Origin of the sequence: Emticicia sp. TH156, assembly GCF_002855535.1 — a bacterium.
In the GTDB taxonomy this organism is placed as follows: Bacteria; Bacteroidota; Bacteroidia; order Cytophagales; family Spirosomataceae; genus Emticicia; species Emticicia fluvialis.
In genome coordinates, this window is the sequence record NZ_PKRS01000003.1 from 206,614 (window position 1) to 223,869 (window position 17,256).

At 41.7% G+C, this 17,256-nt stretch carries 17 protein-coding genes; 7 read left to right on the forward strand and 10 right to left on the reverse strand.

The genetic code is table 11. The features are described 5' to 3' along the window. Positions 1-66: 66 nt before the first annotated feature. Genes C0V77_RS07260 through C0V77_RS07270 form a run of 3 tightly spaced genes read left to right on the forward strand, consistent with a single transcriptional unit; the run spans position 67 to position 3,033 of the window. The gene (locus tag C0V77_RS07260; RefSeq protein ID WP_101725680.1) at positions 67-444 is read left to right on the forward strand and encodes a response regulator; all 378 of its coding nucleotides are present in this window, start codon (positions 67-69) and stop codon (positions 442-444) included. A 60-nt stretch (positions 445-504) separates the two neighbouring features. Next, on the forward strand, positions 505-1,278 hold the full coding sequence (locus C0V77_RS07265; protein WP_101725681.1) for an MBL fold metallo-hydrolase: 774 nt from the start codon (positions 505-507) through the stop codon (positions 1,276-1,278). Between the two features lie 24 nt (positions 1,279-1,302). Beyond that, entirely contained in the window at positions 1,303-3,033 is a 1,731-nt protein-coding gene (locus C0V77_RS07270) for a VRR-NUC domain-containing protein (RefSeq protein WP_101725682.1), read from the forward strand. A gap of 218 nt (positions 3,034-3,251) precedes the next feature. Here C0V77_RS07270 and C0V77_RS07275 read toward each other — a convergent pair whose 3' ends face one another. The 3 genes from C0V77_RS07275 to pheS all read right to left on the reverse strand — a co-directional run bounded on the left by C0V77_RS07275 (position 3,252) and on the right by pheS (position 6,674). Continuing rightward, positions 3,252-4,412: a hypothetical protein gene (locus tag C0V77_RS07275; RefSeq protein ID WP_101725683.1), complete on the reverse strand. Its 1,161-nt coding sequence runs from the start codon at positions 4,410-4,412 to the stop codon at positions 3,252-3,254. Continuing rightward, on the reverse strand, positions 4,409-5,380 hold the full coding sequence (locus C0V77_RS07280) for a DUF2157 domain-containing protein (RefSeq protein ID WP_101725684.1): 972 nt from the start codon (positions 5,378-5,380) through the stop codon (positions 4,409-4,411). The genes C0V77_RS07275 and C0V77_RS07280 overlap by 4 nt, the downstream gene beginning before the upstream one ends. A 259-nt stretch (positions 5,381-5,639) precedes the next feature. Then, positions 5,640-6,674 carry a phenylalanine--tRNA ligase subunit alpha gene (gene pheS / locus C0V77_RS07285; RefSeq protein ID WP_173830528.1) on the reverse strand — a complete coding sequence of 345 codons (1,035 nt, stop codon included), beginning with the start codon at positions 6,672-6,674 and terminating at the stop codon, positions 5,640-5,642. A gap of 274 nt (positions 6,675-6,948) precedes the next feature. On the opposite strand from pheS, the gene C0V77_RS07290 reads away from it, so the two are divergent. After that, positions 6,949-7,353: a LytTR family DNA-binding domain-containing protein gene (locus C0V77_RS07290; RefSeq protein ID WP_101725686.1), complete on the forward strand. Its 405-nt coding sequence runs from the start codon at positions 6,949-6,951 to the stop codon at positions 7,351-7,353. 311 nt (positions 7,354-7,664) lie between these two features. Beyond that, on the forward strand, positions 7,665-7,823 hold the full coding sequence (locus C0V77_RS23035; protein ID WP_158237902.1) for a hypothetical protein: 159 nt from the start codon (positions 7,665-7,667) through the stop codon (positions 7,821-7,823). A gap of 105 nt (positions 7,824-7,928) precedes the next feature. Here C0V77_RS23035 and C0V77_RS07295 read toward each other — a convergent pair whose 3' ends face one another. Then, positions 7,929-9,821: an amidophosphoribosyltransferase gene (locus tag C0V77_RS07295; RefSeq protein WP_101725687.1), complete on the reverse strand. Its 1,893-nt coding sequence runs from the start codon at positions 9,819-9,821 to the stop codon at positions 7,929-7,931. Positions 9,822-10,320: 499 nt separating this feature from the next. On the opposite strand from C0V77_RS07295, the gene C0V77_RS23040 reads away from it, so the two are divergent. Further along, positions 10,321-10,485 carry a hypothetical protein gene (locus C0V77_RS23040; protein ID WP_158237903.1) on the forward strand — a complete coding sequence of 55 codons (165 nt, stop codon included), beginning with the start codon at positions 10,321-10,323 and terminating at the stop codon, positions 10,483-10,485. On the opposite strand, the gene C0V77_RS07300 is transcribed toward C0V77_RS23040, so the two are convergent. From C0V77_RS07300 to C0V77_RS07315, 4 genes are all read right to left on the reverse strand, one after another. Further along, the gene (locus tag C0V77_RS07300; RefSeq protein ID WP_143706028.1) at positions 10,463-10,951 is read right to left on the reverse strand and encodes a Fic family protein; all 489 of its coding nucleotides are present in this window, start codon (positions 10,949-10,951) and stop codon (positions 10,463-10,465) included. The two genes, C0V77_RS23040 and C0V77_RS07300, sit on opposite strands and share 23 nt — an antisense overlap. A 269-nt stretch (positions 10,952-11,220) precedes the next feature. Continuing rightward, positions 11,221-11,961: a LytTR family DNA-binding domain-containing protein gene (locus tag C0V77_RS07305; RefSeq protein ID WP_101725689.1), complete on the reverse strand. Its 741-nt coding sequence runs from the start codon at positions 11,959-11,961 to the stop codon at positions 11,221-11,223. A gap of 66 nt (positions 11,962-12,027) precedes the next feature. Next, on the reverse strand, positions 12,028-13,113 hold the full coding sequence (locus C0V77_RS07310) for a sensor histidine kinase (RefSeq protein WP_101725690.1): 1,086 nt from the start codon (positions 13,111-13,113) through the stop codon (positions 12,028-12,030). Positions 13,114-13,263: 150 nt separating this feature from the next. Continuing rightward, complete coding sequence (locus C0V77_RS07315; RefSeq protein WP_101725940.1) at positions 13,264-13,899, reverse strand: histidine phosphatase family protein; 636 nt, start codon at positions 13,897-13,899, stop codon at positions 13,264-13,266. Between the two features lie 163 nt (positions 13,900-14,062). Between C0V77_RS07315 and C0V77_RS07320 the strand changes: the two genes are divergently transcribed. After that, positions 14,063-14,488 (forward strand): PaaI family thioesterase, encoded by a 426-nt coding sequence (locus tag C0V77_RS07320; RefSeq protein WP_101725691.1) that lies wholly within the window; start codon positions 14,063-14,065, stop codon positions 14,486-14,488. Between the two features lie 85 nt (positions 14,489-14,573). On the opposite strand, the gene ftsH is transcribed toward C0V77_RS07320, so the two are convergent. Together ftsH and rsfS are read right to left on the reverse strand one after the other, a co-directional pair. Next, positions 14,574-16,604, reverse strand: a complete 2,031-nt coding sequence (gene ftsH / locus C0V77_RS07325) for an ATP-dependent zinc metalloprotease FtsH (RefSeq protein WP_101725692.1) — start codon at positions 16,602-16,604, stop codon at positions 14,574-14,576. Positions 16,605-16,698: 94 nt separating this feature from the next. Further along, positions 16,699-17,109, reverse strand: coding sequence for a ribosome silencing factor (gene rsfS / locus C0V77_RS07330; RefSeq protein ID WP_101725693.1), 411 nt, complete (start codon positions 17,107-17,109; stop codon positions 16,699-16,701). Positions 17,110-17,256 lie beyond the last annotated feature (147 nt).

A 17,256-nucleotide genomic window follows, 5' to 3' on the forward strand; every position in this document is an offset into this window, starting at 1 on the left:
TTTTGTTAAAAATCTTCTTTCCTTATCTTTACACCAAAATAGCAGAGACCAAACTAAGAAATTCCTATGCCATCTACAAAACGAGTGCTAATAGCCGAAGACAGTTCAGTTATTTTGAACCTGGCCAAAAAAATTCTTGAGTTTCAGAATTTTGAAATAACCTCAGTAAAAAACGGTGAACAAGTGATGCAATTGCTTGATAAAGAAGACTTTGACATACTTCTTCTTGATATCAACATGCCAATAATGGACGGAATGGAGTGTATCAAGGCTATTCGCGAATTGAGTGACAAGAAAAAGGCGGATATTCCGGCCGTAGCTATTACCGGAAACGCTAAAAACTATACCGAAGAGGATTTCAAAAATGCAGGTTTCAACGACGCACTCATGAAGCCGTTGAATTTTGACAAACTGGTAACGGTTGTAAAAGGTCTGACTGAATAATTCTAACGAGTTTATAATATTCCGGTAGCAATCTTTACGGGTTGCTACCGTATCACAGGCATGCAGGTAACTTTTCTAGGAACAGGTACTTCAGCGGGTGTTCCCGTACTGACGTGTGGATGCGAGGTCTGTAATTCTTTAGATTTCAGAGACAAGCGTTTGCGGGTATCTGTCTGGATTGAAGTAAACGGCAAAAATTTTGTAATTGACACCGGCCCTGATTTCCGCCAACAAGCCCTGCGCGAGAGTATCCCGCGGCTAGACGCCATCATTTATACCCACGAACATAAAGACCATACAGCCGGGCTTGACGACGTGCGCCCCTATAACTACCTGCATGGCATTCGCCACCTGAATATTTACGGCCACCCCAGGGTGCTAAACCAACTGAAACGTGAGTATGCTTACGCTTTCGACGACATCAAGTATCCGGGCGTACCGCTTATTAATCTTAACGAAATCAGCCTGCAACCTTTTCAGATTGAGGGCATCTTCTTTACGCCGATAGAGGTGCTGCATCACCGCCTGCCTGTACTTGGTTTCCGTATAGGTGGCTTTACGTATATTACTGATGTAAACTACATTTCTGAACCTGAAATGGAGAAAATCTATGGGTCTGATGTGCTGGTGCTGGGCGCTTTGCAGCGTGAGCCGCATATTTCTCACTTTACACTGGGGCAGGCCATAGAGGTAGCCCGGAAAATAAACGCCAAAACCACCTACCTTACACACATAAGCCATAAAATGGGCCTGCACGCTGATGTAGAAGCTGAGCTGCCGCCCAATATCCATCTGGCCTATGACGGCCTCAAACTAAAACTGCCGAACCCTTGATACCTGAATTTTGTTTCTATCATTATGGCAGAACAAAACGAGCTTCCTCCTAAATATTATCTCGATTATTTCAACTACCTGTTAGACTTTGTACAGGAGAAGTACCGCCATATCCTGAACGAAAACGAGTGGCGCTTCCTGAGAAAATACTACTGCCTGAGCGAAGACGCCCAATGCCTTTTTATTCGTTTCAGTAATCGCAAAGGCTTATTCTTTAAAATTAACAGGCTCTCTTACGATGAGTTAACGGATATACCCGCCCTGCTGAACGAGCTACTGGACAGAGAATTTATAGAACATATTAATGCTAATAAACACGAAACCTTCGGCAAAGAACTGCTGGGGGTGTTTGGTAAAGACGAACTCTGCACACGGTTTGCGCCGATTATGGCGCTCAGCCAGGAACATCTGCCCAAATCGGAGCGAAAATCTTATAAGAAATTAAAGAAAGATGAACTGGTAGAGGCTATTCTGAGCGATTTCAGCTTTGAAGAAATAGCCGATGCCGTGCGAGACATGGAGCCTGTTGTAAAGGTTTGTTTTGAATTTGAGGTTACCTTTATGAAGTTTCTGTTTTTTGGTAACCGCTACCTGGACATGACCGAGTTTGTGGTCAGAGACCTTGGACTGGTGCAATACGAAAGCCATGACGACGACAAACTGGTGGCGCGTTTTAACACCCGCAAAGACGCCGAAGATAAATGGCTGATAACTGACCAGAACGATTTGTTTTCGCAACTGAAACAATCGGCGCCACCGCTTGAGGTTTACGACTGGTTTATGAACTTTACCGACACCGTAGGTGACCTGAGCGAAGTAGCTAAACCTGCTTATGAAAGGTTGATTATTAAAGTGGCTACGTTTCTTGAAAAAAGCAAACTGTATGACGAAGCGCTGAACACCTACCGCCTTACTGAACAGGTACCATCAAGAGAACGGCAGGTGCGAACACTCCAAAAACTGGGCTATGTTGAAGAGGCGCTTTCGCTTTGCCAGTTGATGATTGAGTTTCCGAAAAATGCAGATGAAAAGTTCTTTGCGTTTGATTTTATCAACTACGTAAACAGTAAAAAACGGGTATATAAAAAGAGTACTACCTCCTGGCTGCACCGTTCTGAAAGCATTACTATTTCAGAGGGGTTCAGGCATCAGGTAGAAATGGGCGTGGTAGATTATTACCAGAGCAACGGTAAGCAGGCTGTGTTTTCAGAAAACTACGTTTGGCGGGCTATTTTTGGCCTTATCTTCTGGGACATCGTTTTCGACCCCAGTCTGGTTGCCTTCCATCATCCGTTTCAACGCCGCCCGTCTGACTTATACCTGCCCGATTTCTACGAAAAACGTAAGGATATTATCATCAATCACCTCGATAGTTTTGATAACATCCAGTTACTGCTGGTGTATATGGGCGAGCATTATGAATCAAAATTCGGTATTGCCAACCCCTTTGTGCCATGGGTAGAAGAAATGTGGCTTGTGGTGCGCAAGGCGGTTGAGGTAATAGACTTTGAGGCACTGAAGAAAATCCTGCACGAGATGTCGAAAAACCTGGTAGAAAACCTGCGTGGTTTCCCTGACCTCTTTATGTGGGACGACCACGACTATTGCTTCGTAGAAGTAAAATCACCAACCGACAACCTATCGAACCAGCAGCTTTTCTGGCTCCATTTCTTTAAAGAAGTCGGTGTTAACTCAAAAGTGTTGCGGGTATTTTGGGAGAAATCTGAATTGAGTGATGTTAGTCCTGAACTTTGATTAAGCGGTCCGCCGCCGCGGCTGATTTGAGGATTTTTATGATTTTGAGTAATGAGAAATCGTGAACCATTGTGCCTCATTGTGTACATCGTGGCGATTAAAAATTATCCTTAATATTTGCCACTATGGACTCTAAGTACTCAAAGTTTCACAATTTTTATTCAGTTTTAATCAATAAAATCAGCTACGGCGGAGTGCTCTATCAAAGTTCAAGACGACTAATACCTGCTCCCACTACCGCTACCACCAAACTCCCCATCGCCGAATTTCATTTTATTGCCTTGTTGTGTCTGATGCGGCAGTACCTGACTCAACAGAAAAGCCTCAAAATCTCGGTCTTTGGCCGAAAGGGTCTGCTTGCTGGTTAAACCCCATTTGGGAGTTTTGAAAAACCATATACCCCAAACTGCAAACGAAGCCAGAAATGCCCCGCCGATGGTCATGGCCCATTCGATGGGTATTTCTGAAAAGTAAAACCTGAACGTAAAAACATCAAACCACGCAGCAGCAACGCCTACCAGCACCATTTTTCTGTCTTGCTTCTTAAGGCCCCACACCAGATATACCGCAGGAACAGCAACCGTAAGCACATAAAACAAAAGAGCGAATTTTATCTGAACCGAGGTAGCCAGGTTATTCAGGAAAGCATTTCCTTCACGCACAAACCAGTAATTTCCGGCCACATAAAAGGTTATCAACGCGCCAGCCTCTATGCAAATCTGTGCATCGGCATAGTAAGCAGAGGCATTTTTATTTTGCCACCATCTGGTAATAAAATAACCAACGGCAGACACCCCCATAATAATGAATGGCAGTAAATCTTTACCGGCCGGGTATCTGATAGCCAATGAAAACCATAAGGCGATCCAGGCTACATAAATGCCTACTGCCACGAAAGGGTCACCGTAACGAATCAGGAAAGGAATAAATACCAGCAACGAAACCAGAAAATAAGCAGAGATATGCCACTTAAAATCGGTAAAGCTAAAAATAGCTGTTAGAAGCGAGCCTATGGCTACATACAAAAGGGCGTTGTCGGTACCCGAACGATAGAGCTTTCTTTTCCTGATGAGGTATTCAAGAAATACAATCAGTAATACGCAATAGATTAAACTTATTATTGCCAGCCCTGTGCTTGTGTTAAGTATGTCTTGAAAGATGGTAATAGACAAAAAACCAAATGCAGCCGATAAGGCCAGATTAGTAAACATGAACAAACCGAACTCAATAAACATATTGGGCTGGTAGAAATTTACCGGAAATAAATCAATTGCCTTGTCGTACTGTTGCTTGCTCAGTACTTTTTCATCATACCAGTCTTTAATGGTATTCCGGTTTTCTATGTTATCAACCCAGGTTTCGTTATACGCTTTTTTCATTTCTTAATACCAATTATTTGTTTGATGTTGATGAGAAACAACACAATACCAACTGCCGAGCCCAAATAATACAAAGTATATATGGTAAAACTGAGCCCCTGCGCCCAGTCTCTGTAAAAAATAAAATAGGTAAAAGCAACGTACCCATATAGCACGCCCATCAACAAAAACACAAAAGACTGCATTTTGCGGCCATACCAAATACTACCGGCACTTAAAAGGGTTATCAGCAGTATATACAAAAATTTGGTATCAAACTGAATAAGACCTGCCAGCCCCGCTACAAATGCGATGTTTGAGCCAAAAATAAGATAAGTAAAAGCAAAATGAGCCTTTAACTTTTTGTATCCGGCTATAAAACCAGCGGCTATAAGCACCACCCCAAGAAGTATAGATATATTGGTTAAATCAACCGTTGAAAAGTTCTTTTGTTGCCACAGTTTAATGGGTGCAATATTAACCCCCACCCAGGAAGAAAAAGCCGTAATGGCCATTGAAAGCACGCCCCGGTGGTCGAACCGGTACGCCAGAAAGAAAAACAACACAGCGGGCAGAAAAGTAACCAACCCGTAACGTGTGCCAAAGATGTTATACTGGTATTGCAGGTAACCTTCCAGCGTTAGAAACAGCACGCAGGCTGCCAGCAGGGCGAAATCGTCCAGTTTATCGCCGGTTGGTACTTCATTCCAGCTAAAGGGCTTCCGGTACCTGAAGGCATACCACAGGCAGCCCAGAAGCGCCGCCACAATAAGGCTGATAAGAACCGTATGGCCAATAGAATCAATGTTGAAATAAATAACGGTGCCCAGGCCGGCGCCTAACAGTACAATGCCTGCGTAAAGGAAAGTCCGTAATTCCCAATGTATAGAGAAAGGTTTATTTTTTTCATAAACCTGAACTTTGCCAGACTGGTCTTCCGGAATAATTCCGGTTTCAGTCAGCAATTTTAAAAGTGCCGGATACTTCATAATACTTTTTAAATCTTTTCTAGTTGAGCAATGTCTGAAGGTTGTTGGTGGTAATACTTATTCTTTTATAACACTAAAAAACCACGCCAGCAGAAAGGCAAGATTAAATAATTTTACCCACAATTCATTTTTTTTCTCTAAAAAATCAAAACCGATGCAACAACAAACCTTTGTTTGCTTATAACTACAGCTTTCGGGTGATGCAGACACAAAAAAACTCCACCCTTCCGGGCAGAGTTTCTCTTATCTACAATCTGCATCAGGCACCTTCAAATTGTCTCAGAAAGCGCACGTCGTTCTCAAAGAACAAGCGTAAATCATTAATTCCGTAGCGAAGCATGGTAATACGTTCTACGCCCATGCCAAAGGCAAAACCTGTATATTCTTCAGGGTCAATTCCGCTGTTTTGCAATACGTTGGGGTCTACCATACCCGAGCCGGCAATTTCTACCCAGCCACTGTGCTTACAAATGTTACAGCCTTTACCCCCACATATAAAACAAGATACGTCAATTTCGGCGCTTGGCTCAGTAAACGGAAAGTAACTGGGGCGCAGACGAATCTTGGTATCTTTACCAAACATCTCTTTGGCAAAGTGATAAAGCGTATCTTTCAGGTCTTTAAAACTTACGTTTTTATCTACATACAGACCCTCTATCTGATGAAACTGGCAGTGCGCCCGGGCCGATATAGCCTCGTTACGATACACCCGGCCAATCATTATAGACCTGATGGGTGGCTTCTTTCTTTCCATTAAACGCACCTGCACGTTTGAGGTATGCGTGCGCAGCAGCACGTCATCTTTCTGGGCAGCTTTTTTCTCAACAAAGAAAGTGTCCTGCATTTCGCGGGCTGGGTGGTTTTCGGCAAAATTCAGGGCTGTAAAGTTATACCAGTCTGTTTCTACCTCGGGGCCATCTTCATGGCTGAAACCCATACGGGCAAATACCTCCAGAACACGCTGGCGGGTTAATGTAAGCGGGTGAACAGAACCTGCAAAGTTAGGTGCAACAGGTAAAGTAAGATCCAGCTTACTACCGGCTGAATCGTCGGTTGCATTTTCAAGCTCCTCAGAGAAATCCTTAAACCGTTGTTCTGTAAAGGTTTTCAGCTTGTTCAGCTCTTGCCCTACTGCCCGCTTCTGGTCGTTTGCTACAGTCTTGAACTGCTCAAACAAGTCGTTCAGAATACCTTTGCGACTAATGTATCTGAGGCGAAAATTCTCGAGGTCATCCTTGCTACCAACCGTAGCAACGGTTACTTCATCTATTACTTCCTTGATTCTGTCTAACACGTGTCTGCCGTTTAATAAAATTTTTTGCAAATATATGCATATTGTAATTATAAAGCATATTTTTACAGAGAAGTCAGTCATAAAAACTGATAAAACAGCCATGAAAGCATCTACGTAGTTTTACGTAATTTCTTAGGGGAAATTACCTGATTTAACGGTCTGTTTTCATTATAAAACTCTCATAATCAATATTTTACAAAAGTTAAGCCTTTTGATTGGGTTGCATAATTTTCGTTTACAAATTATGTTTGAAGTGAAATAACCCAGCTTAATTATGAACAGTATTGATTTTGAACTTCAAAAAGTAAAAGCTACTTTCAGTCATTCTGATTATGCAGAAGACCATCTGCAGATAAAAGTTTTTTATCTGGACCGTTGGATAAAGATACCAATGGAAAAAATTGTAAGACTGGAGGGCGACTGCAACTATACTTACATTTATACTCAAAACCGTGAGTATCTGGCAGCCAGAACGCTCAAAGATTTTGAAAAGATGTTCGGAGAGGAGCTTTTCCTCAGAATCCACAAGTCGCACCTGGTTAATATGATGTTTGTAAAAGGTGTTGAAGTAGCCAAAAATGCAGGAGAAATTAAGATAGAAGGCGGCAGGCATATTGGCGTATCAAGAAGAAGACTTAAAGAAGTTATTAATAAGCTGGCCTATTTTCATAGTGCCTGACAGCCCCCCCGGCTTGTTCAGAACCAGCTGCAAGAATAAGATAAACGGTATTATTTATAATACTTTTTAGTGGTTAGGTGATGAATAAAGCAACGGCTCTTTGGGCGGTTGCTTTTTAATTGGGGGCTGTTAGAGCAAAAACCGGCAAACCATCACCATTAATGCCAGTTAAGGACCCGGCCTACCTACTCAGTGCCTTAACCACTAAATAAATATCTACGAAAATCAGTGGGTATATTTCGCGAATATTCGCTCTCCGGGTTACCTTTGTTATGTAATTTGTCAACAATAAAAAACTATAAAAAACGGTGATGGATACCACAACAACTATTTCTCAGAATGGAGTGATTCCTATTCAGGAAGTAATCGATTTGCGTGACGTGCTGCGTTTGATTGGCCTGAAAGAGGTGGCCAATAATGTGTTTAGTTTGCCCGACAAAAAGAAGAAAAAGGGCAATTTATCTGCCTGACAAAGCAGATTTGTGTTTGGTTCGTTAAATTTCTATAAACACTAAGGGAGCCGGCCGATTGGTCTGCTCCCTTTTATTATAAGATATCCTTTATGCTAAAATCAATTAATATGCTCTTACCAGTTTGCCTTCCATGAAGTTTACAAAAGCCTGATTTACCACTCGGTTACCCCCTCTAGTAGGATAATTACCTGTAAAATACCAGTCGCCCAAATGGTTGGGGCAAGCCCTATGCAGGTTTTCGACGGTCTGGTAAACCATAGAAACCTCGGCGTTCATGCCTTCGGGGGTAACAATTTCTGCAATTTTGTCTGATATCTCCTCGTCAGTAAATTTGTTATACAACTGTTTCACAAAGTTGGTATCATAAGCATTGTTGGTTTGTAAAGCACCCACACTTTGAGCGTAAACCTCTTGCTTCATGTAATCGATACCATTTTTCTTCAACAAATCGAGCATGGCTCTGAACGCCACAAATTCTTTCATTTTAGACATATCAATACCATAACAATCAGGGTAGCGAATCTGCGGTGCCGATGACACAATAATTATCTTCTTAGGGCCCAGCCGGTCAAGCATTTTCAGGATACTCTTCTCAAGCGTGGTTCCACGTACAATAGAGTCATCTATCACCACTACCGTATCAATGCCCTTCCTGATAACCTCGTAGGTCATTTCATACACATGAGATACCATCTCGTCGCGCTCATCGTCGTTGGTAATAAAGGTGCGCAGTTTCACATCCTTAGATACCAGCTTCTCTATCCTCGGCCTGAAAGACAATACCTTTTTGATTTCCTCGGCCGACAAATTACCATCGGTAATGCGCTTCAAACGCCAGTCGGCAAGGTATTCTTCCAGCCCCTCAACCATTCCGAAAAATGCCATTTCGGCAGTATTAGGAATATACGAAAACACTGTATTTTCAAGGTCATAATCAATTTTCTCCAATATCTGCGGTATCAGCAGTTGCCCCAACCTTTTGCGTTCATTGTAGATTTGAGGGTCTGAGCCACGCGAGAAATAAATGCGCTCAAAGCTGCAAGATTTCTTCTCTAATGGTTTCATAATCTGAAACTCATTATACTCGCCATGTTTATCTATAATCAGGGCATTACCTGGTTGAATCTCTGCAATTTCATCATAATTGGCATTGAAAGCCGCCTTAATAGCCGGTTTTTCTGAAGCCACAACCACTACTTCGTCGTTTGCCCAGTAATATGCCGGGCGAATACCCGCAGGGTCTCGTACTACAAACGATGCCCCAAAACCCGTAATACCAGCCATAGCATAGCCACCGTCAAAATCACGGCAGGCACGGTAGAGAACCCGTGGGAGGTCCATATTGTCTTCTATGATATCCGATAATGCCGGATTCTCATAAATTCCTTTAAAGCGGTCAAATACTCTCTGGTTTTCTTCGTCAAGAAAATGACCGATTTTCTCCATCACGGTTACCGTATCTCCTTTATCTTTTGGATGCTGCCCCAGTTTCACCAGTTTCCTGAACAGCTCTTCGGCATTGGTCATATTAAAGTTACCGGCCATGAGCATGTTACGGCTGCGCCAGTTACTCTGGCGAAGCATCGGGTGGCAGTTTTCAATTTCGTTTTTGCCGTGTGTTCCGTAACGCAAATGACCCAACCATACTTCGCCTGAATACGCCAAATTCTCTTGCAACCACTTGGCATCTTTAAACTTATCCGGGTTGTTTCGTAGCACCTCACGATATTTTTCATTGATTTTATTGAAAATATCAGTAACCGGGCGGTTTTCTACCGAACGATAGCGACTGATGTATCTGCTACCCGGTGGTACTTCCAGCTTCACATTACCCACACCGGCTCCGTCCTGACCACGATTTGATTGTTTTTCCATCAAAACATACAGACGCTTTATACCATAAAGGGGTGTGCCGTATTTATCAATATAATATTGGAGGGGTTTACGAAGACGAACCAGGGCAATGCCACATTCGTGTTTAATTTCGTCGCTCATTATGAAGTTTTGAAGATTGTGTCATACAAATTTCTTAAGAATATGCATTACCTACAAAGAATTTCTTACAAATTTCAGAAAATAGTTATGCTTATGCGGGGTTATCAAATTCTTAAAAAACCTATGCCGTTCTTAATAAACAATTAACGTAAAAAACTGTAAATATTTGTATTTCTATTTCAAATTGACAACACAATTTTAAGTTAATTAATTCAGCTTTCAAAGGCACTACCATAAAGCAATTTGCTAATACCACACATTTAATTTCTGGGTTCAGAAAAATAGCAGGCAAATAATACGTGTAGATACACCTATTTGATAGATAATTTGGTAATTCTTTAATAATCCAATTTTAAAATAATTTAATAAATGACTTAAAAATCTATAGAAATCACTTTCAATAAACTTATTGCCTGCCAGATAATTGTAAATCCTTTTATTTATTGGTTTCTATTCTCGTTTATCCTCCGTATTTTTACTATTAGAAAACCACTAATAAATGAGAAAAAAAAAACAGACATTAAGCCCGGAAAGAACAGAACTTTATAATTCTATTCTTAACTCAACAATTGCATCTGGTAGCTTAGAAGGAATTAACATATCTAAGGAAGATGCGCAAAAGATGCTGCAAAGGGTACTTATCAAAATTGAGAAATCGCTCTAAAAATCTGCTGCATTAAAGTATAATCTTGATTGGCAGCTTGTTGTACTGCTTTTACATATAATTCAAAGTTTAAGGGTTGGGTTTCATCTTTGCTTATTAGTTCCCAATCAGGTGGTTTAAAGTTATACTTTCTAAACATTAAGTCTGCCAGCAATCGAGCCGTTCTTCCATTTACTTCCCGAAATGGGTGAATAAAAAGGAATTCAGCATGAATTTTAGCTGCAACATCTATAAAATCTTCCTTAGATGCATATTCATTCGGCAAATTTTTTAGCATTTCAACTTCAAAGTTCAACATGGTTTGGTCTAAAAACTTGGCCGCAGCAAAGGAAAACCCTTTTTTCGATAAATTTACAGTTCTCCATTTTCCTGCAAAATCATATAATTCGTAGAGGGCTATGAAATGCATATTTTTTATATAGTCCAGATCAAAAATAGTTTGAGCGTCCAATTTAGTTACAAGCAAGATACCAGCTTATAATATCCCTTCCATCTCAACCCTTTCAATTTCAGCTTTGTCAATAAGCCCCATTTTATTTGGCAAATTTTCATTCTGATCGTAAGAAGTTTGATATTTCATAACAGATAAAAAACTTTTAGTCTTGCTGAAATACTGTAATTATACCTTTGATGTAAACCCAATAAAAGAAACGCGTTGCTATTACTTCAAAAAAAAGCTATCTCAAAACTTCAAGATAGCCTGCAAAAAATCATAAGATACTATTATTACGCCCCCTACAAACTCATCAAATCCTTAAACTTAATGGCTTGCCGGCGCGAAATCTCAATTTTTTCGGGGTTGGCTGTTTTTTCGGCGTGTTTAAGTGTTACTAATAAACCACCCGAAAACCAGGGTTCAATTTTATCAATCCAGGCAAGGTTTATAATGTGCTTGCGGTTTGCTCTGAAATATATTTTGGGGTCCAGCCGCTCTTCAAGGCTATTCAACGATTTAAGAATCATCGGCTTCTGGTCATCAAAATGCAGTCGTACATAATTGCCCATCGACTCAAACAATCGCACGCGGCCCAACTTCACAAACCAGCATTTTTCACCGTCTTTTACAAATACCTGGTCGCTCTCGCCCAGCAGTTTCATTCCTTCTTTGCGTTCTACCTCATGCATTTGCTCTTCTTCAACGCGCTGAATGGCCTCTGCCAGCCGTTGAATATCTATGGGCTTCAACAGGTAATCAAGGGCATTAAATTCAAAGGCCTTCAGGGCATATTCATCATAAGCCGTTGTAAAAATTACCTCCGGCACTTTGCCTTCAATGGCTTCAAGCAACTCAAAACCGTTTTTACCGGGCATCTGAATATCCAGAAACAACAAATCCGGTTGTAGTTCGTCAATCAGGTTAAGGGCTTCCTCTGCATTGGCGGCCTCTCCTATTATATTTATTTTAGGAAAATTCTCTAACAGTCTGCGCAATTCATTACGTGCCAAACGTTCATCGTCTATTATCAGTGCTTTCATCGTAAGTTATGACCGGGTCGCCGGCGCTACGAGTTATTAATTGGTGAATATCTATTATGGTTTCAACTAGGCTGTGGCTGTGCTTTTTGCTTCATGGCCTATCACTTTAACATCTGAGCCACTCAGCGGAATCATGATTTCGGCGCATACGGTCAGGTTATCTTCCTGAAAAATCCTGAACGAAGCCTCGCTTCCATAGAGTAGCTCCAGGCGTTGAGAGGTATTCTTCAAACCGAAACCACCGGCTTCAGAATTAGATTCGGTGCTTTGCAACTGCCCGGTATTACGTATCTTGATATACAGTTTGTTGTCTGACAAACTAGTATTTATTTCAACAAAGCCCCAGTTGATAGCCTTTTGCACCCCATGCTTAATGGCATTTTCTACCAGTGTCTGCAGCATCATGGGCGGTACCTGCACGTTCTGAGTTTCAGGGTCAATATCCCATTTCATTTGCAGGCGCTCTTCGTAACGCACTTTCTCTAGCGCCAGATAATCTTCAATGGTACGCAGCTCTTCTTTTAACGACACCGTTTTGCGCCTGTCGGCCAGCAGAGAGCTGCGCAGGATATTAGATAATTGCGTGATACCCTGCTGCGCACGGGTGGGGTCTTCCAGCACTAATGCTCTGATACTATTAAGTGCATTGAACATAAAGTGGGGGTTCATTTGTGCGCGCAATACCTTTGCTTCGGTTTCTTTGATTGACGACTTCAGCTTTATTTCTTCTACTTCGCGCTGGCGTCTTTCTTCCGAGTGCCTGTAAAACATATATATAAGCGCCCAAACCAGAAAAGGCTTGGCCAGATTAATAGGGTACTCAATGGTAAGAATCGGATTTGCCTTCAGCAATTCGCCTACGTACTTGGAATCGAGAGGGAGGTTTACTGCCACCATTATGGTTGTCATTAACAAAACCCCCAGGCTTACTCTTACAGCCAGTTGCGGCAAATGCAGCGCACCCCAGTTAAACTTTCGGGCTACTACCCTGAAAAGGTGCGTAAGCAGTATAGACAAAATAATATTGGCCAGGGCATTAAAAATCATGTCGTGGTCATAGTCATACTGTATGCTGTATTGAAAAACCTCATTCAGGTTATACAACGACCACCCCGTAATCTGGAAAACCCAATATAATTTATTTTTATTCATTAAAAATAAGTCTATACACTAACACAAAACCATTTTACTATGCCACTTTGAATCAGAACAGCACCTAAATATCATAAAAATAAAGCACAAAACCACAGAAAATGTTTTTTATACATCAGTGGATTTATGCTTTTACAAACGGAGATATGGTTATTCAGCCAAAACCATTAGGTGAGATACGTCATTGCTTAACTCAAGCGCAAATGCGTTGTCGGTATAAGAATACACCAGCTTATACAGGCAAAGGTTGGTATGCTCAAAATCATCCATTTTAGACAGGGGCAAATTGAGCAAATGGGTAAGCAATATTCTAATGGCCCTACCGTGCATGGCAACCAGTACAACTTCTTCTTCCGGGCGCGATAAAATATGCTGAAAAGCTATTTTCTGCCGTGCGGCTACTTCATCCGGCGATTCTCCGCCATTAGCAGCGGGAATATGCGTTTCGCCCAGTTTCCAGCGGCGCAGCACATCCAGATAAAATTCGTCTTCCTGATAATTGGGGGCTTTGCCCTCTTTTTCTCCCCAGCAAATCTCATTTAAGCCTTCCAGTTGCTCATAGGCAATGCCGTTGTTGATGAAATGCTGCACACTTTGCACCGTGCGACGCAGTTTTGAGGTATAAATTTTGTGGAAATTTACATGCTGGTAAGCATCAAAAAAAGCTCTGGCCTGTGCAAATCCTAACTCGTTGAGATCAGAATCTACGCCACTTCCCTGAACGATTCCCATGCGGTTATATTCGGTCTCGCCGTGGCGAATCAGATAAATTGTTTTTACTGACAAAATGGTAGGTTTTAGATTAATCAAATAAAGTATTGAATTTTATTAAACTAAACTTAGATTTAGGCTTCAATACATAATATATACTCAAAATTACGAAAATTCTGGCCTTTTTGCTGTACGTTTTTTGTATTTTTTAAAGAAAACAACATTAACTTCATATACCATGTTTAAAAAACATCTTGATTTTGAAGCGCTCAGAAACCTGAACAGTAACTCAATGGGCGACCACCTGGGAATAGAATTTGTAGAACTGGGCGAAGACTATGTTATTGCCCGTATGCCGGTAGACCACCGCACCACGCAGCCGTTCGGGATTCTGCACGGTGGGGCATCGGTAGCGCTGGCCGAAACCCTGGGCAGTATTGCCTCGGTACTTACCTTAGACGACCCAACCACCCAACGTGCCGTTGGCCTTGAAATAAACGCTAACCACGTGCGCCCTGTAAGTGCGGGCAACTGGGTTTATGCCAAAGCTACCCCTTTGCATATTGGCCGCACCACTCACCTTTGGGATATTAAGATAACCACAGAAGAGCAAAAGCTGGTTTGCGTGGTAAGATTTACTGTGGCAATTATTAACGCCAGATAATTGCATTGCAGAGAACCAAAGCAAAAGGCCGCCCTGAAATTTCAGAGCAGCCTTTTTTGCCGGTAAATATATAGCAAGAGAGGTTTTAAACTTTTTCCTCTACTTTTACATCAGTTTTATCGTTGTTCTGATCCTTTTCTTTGGTGCTGGTATCGCTATCCATAAACTCCTGATAATTGGTCAGTTTTTCAAAAGGACGTTTACCAATCAATTCTACAAGGTCAGACTGATAAATAATTTCCTTCTTCAACAATTCCTGTGCGATAACTTCCAGTTGCTCACGTTTTTCAATCAAAAGACTTTTGGTGCGCTCGTAAGCTTCCGAAATCAATTTCTTTACCTCTTCATCAATAATCTTCGCTGTGTCTTCAGAATACGGCTTCGTAAACGAATACTCGCCCTGTCCTTTAGAATCATAGAACGATACGTTTCCGATGCGGGCATTCATACCGTAAACGGTGGTCATACCGTAAGCACTTTTGGTAACGCGTTCCAGGTCACTCAAAGCGCCGGTTGAAATCTTGCCAAATACAACATCTTCTGCCGCACGGCCACCGAGTGTCATACACATTTCATCAAAAAGTTGCTCGGTACGATACAGGTATTGCTCTTTAGGAAGGTATTGTGCATAACCCAAAGCGGCAATTCCACGCGGCACGATACTTACTTTTACCAGAGGATTGGCATGCTCCAGGAACCACCCAGCCACGGCATGGCCTGCCTCATGGTAAGCAACGATTTCTTTTTCTTCAGGCGAAATCAATTTATTTTTCTTTTCCAAACCACCGATTTCACGGTCAATGGCATCGTGGAAATCCTGCATATCAATAAACTTCTTGCCGCGTCTGGCAGCCAGAAGTGCTGCTTCATTACAAACGTTGGCAATCTCGGCTCCGGCAAAACCCGGCGTTTGTGCTGCCAGTTTTTTGATGTCGATGGTATCAGAGAGCTTCAAAGGTCTCATGTGTACCTTGAAAATAGCCTCACGACCGATAAGGTCTGGTGTATCTACGCTAATCTGGCGGTCGAAACGACCCGGACGCATCAAGGCAGAATCTAATACATCCGGGCGGTTGGTAGCTGCCAGGATAATGATACCGGCATCAGACCCGAAACCGTCCATTTCAACCAGTAGCGAGTTCAATGTATTTTCGCGTTCGTCGTTAGCGCCCGGCATAGCGCCACGGCCACGAGAACGACCCACGGCGTCTATCTCATCAATAAAAATAATACATGGCGCTTTTTCTTTGGCTTGTTTGAAGAGGTCACGCACACGGGCAGCGCCCACACCTACAAACATCTCAACGAAGTCTGAACCAGACAATGAGAAGAATGGCACGCTGGCTTCGCCGGCTACGGCTTTAGCTAAAAGTGTTTTACCCGTACCCGGAGGGCCCACAAGTAAGGCACCTTTCGGAATTTTACCCCCTAGTTCGGTATATTTTTTAGGCGTTTTCAAGAAATCTACAATCTCCTGTAATTCTTCTTTGGCTTCTACAAGACCGGCCACATCGGCAAATGTGATTTTAACTTTGCTGTCGGCATCAAATAATGCAGCCCGCGACTTACCAATGTTGAATATAGCGCCACCGGGGCCACCACCACCAGCCATACGGCTCATGAGGAAGTACATTAAGCCCAACACTACAATAAATGGCAGCAATTGCCAAACCATTGTCATGATGTCTTGTCTTTCTACACTTTCCGGATATAGTGTTTTTTTGTAATTTTCATCAACCTGTGCAGTTTTCAAAAACTCAGTGTAGTCTCTCATAAAAGATTCTACCGAAACTACATCCATTTTCAAATGGGGGCCATTAAGGGTAAATCTATTATTACCCAGTTCTTTCCGGTAATCTGGTTTCTGAAGGGCTTCAGGAGTAAGCGTAATTTCAACAGTTTTGTTTCCGTCAACTACTGCTATACTTCTTACATCCTTCTGTAAAATCATTTGTTCAAGTTCGGTATATTTTACTGGCGCAAGCGTTGCCTGACGTGAATAAAGCAAAAAGCCAACAATACCTATAATAATAACCGCTACAATCCAACCCTGCAACCCGCCTCCGCCACTAGTTTGAGGTTTTCTTCTTGGGGAGTCATTACTGTTTTCTGACATGTTTTTATTTTTTCAAAGTTTAATGCAATTATTAATAATACCGAAAACCTTTACATAAAATTGCCTAAACTGCAAAGGTTTTCACTGTTGAAGGTCAATCTATTAATATTTGTTTAGGGAGTTCAGGTTCCATGCTTTCGGCAATCTCAGACAGTTCAGCATCACCCCAGAGCGCCTCCAGGTCATAGAATTTTCGTCGGTCTTTTCTGAAAACATGGGCAACTACGTCAACGTAGTCAAGCAATATCCATTCTTTGTTTTGCTTTCCCTCCTGATGCCAAGGGCGAATTCCTGAAGCTTTGATAATCTCTTCTTCTATTGAAGTGGCAATTGCATCAATTTGCGTGTCGGTATTTCCCGAACATATAACAAAAAAATCAGTAATTGCATTTTTTACGTTTCTCAAATCCATCACCACTATGTTGGCCGCTTTTTTCTCTAACATGCCATGCACTACCAAGCGGCTTAACTCTTCACCTGAAAGTTCTTTATTTTTTTTCGCCATCTTTTAATTTTGCATGAAATATGCCGTCCTTTGGTTACAGAAGAACATTGCCCGGCATAATTCAGAATAATTATTATTATTAATTCTAAATATAGACATTAATTGTATATATCAACAAATATTTATACACAAAACGCTAAATTACTA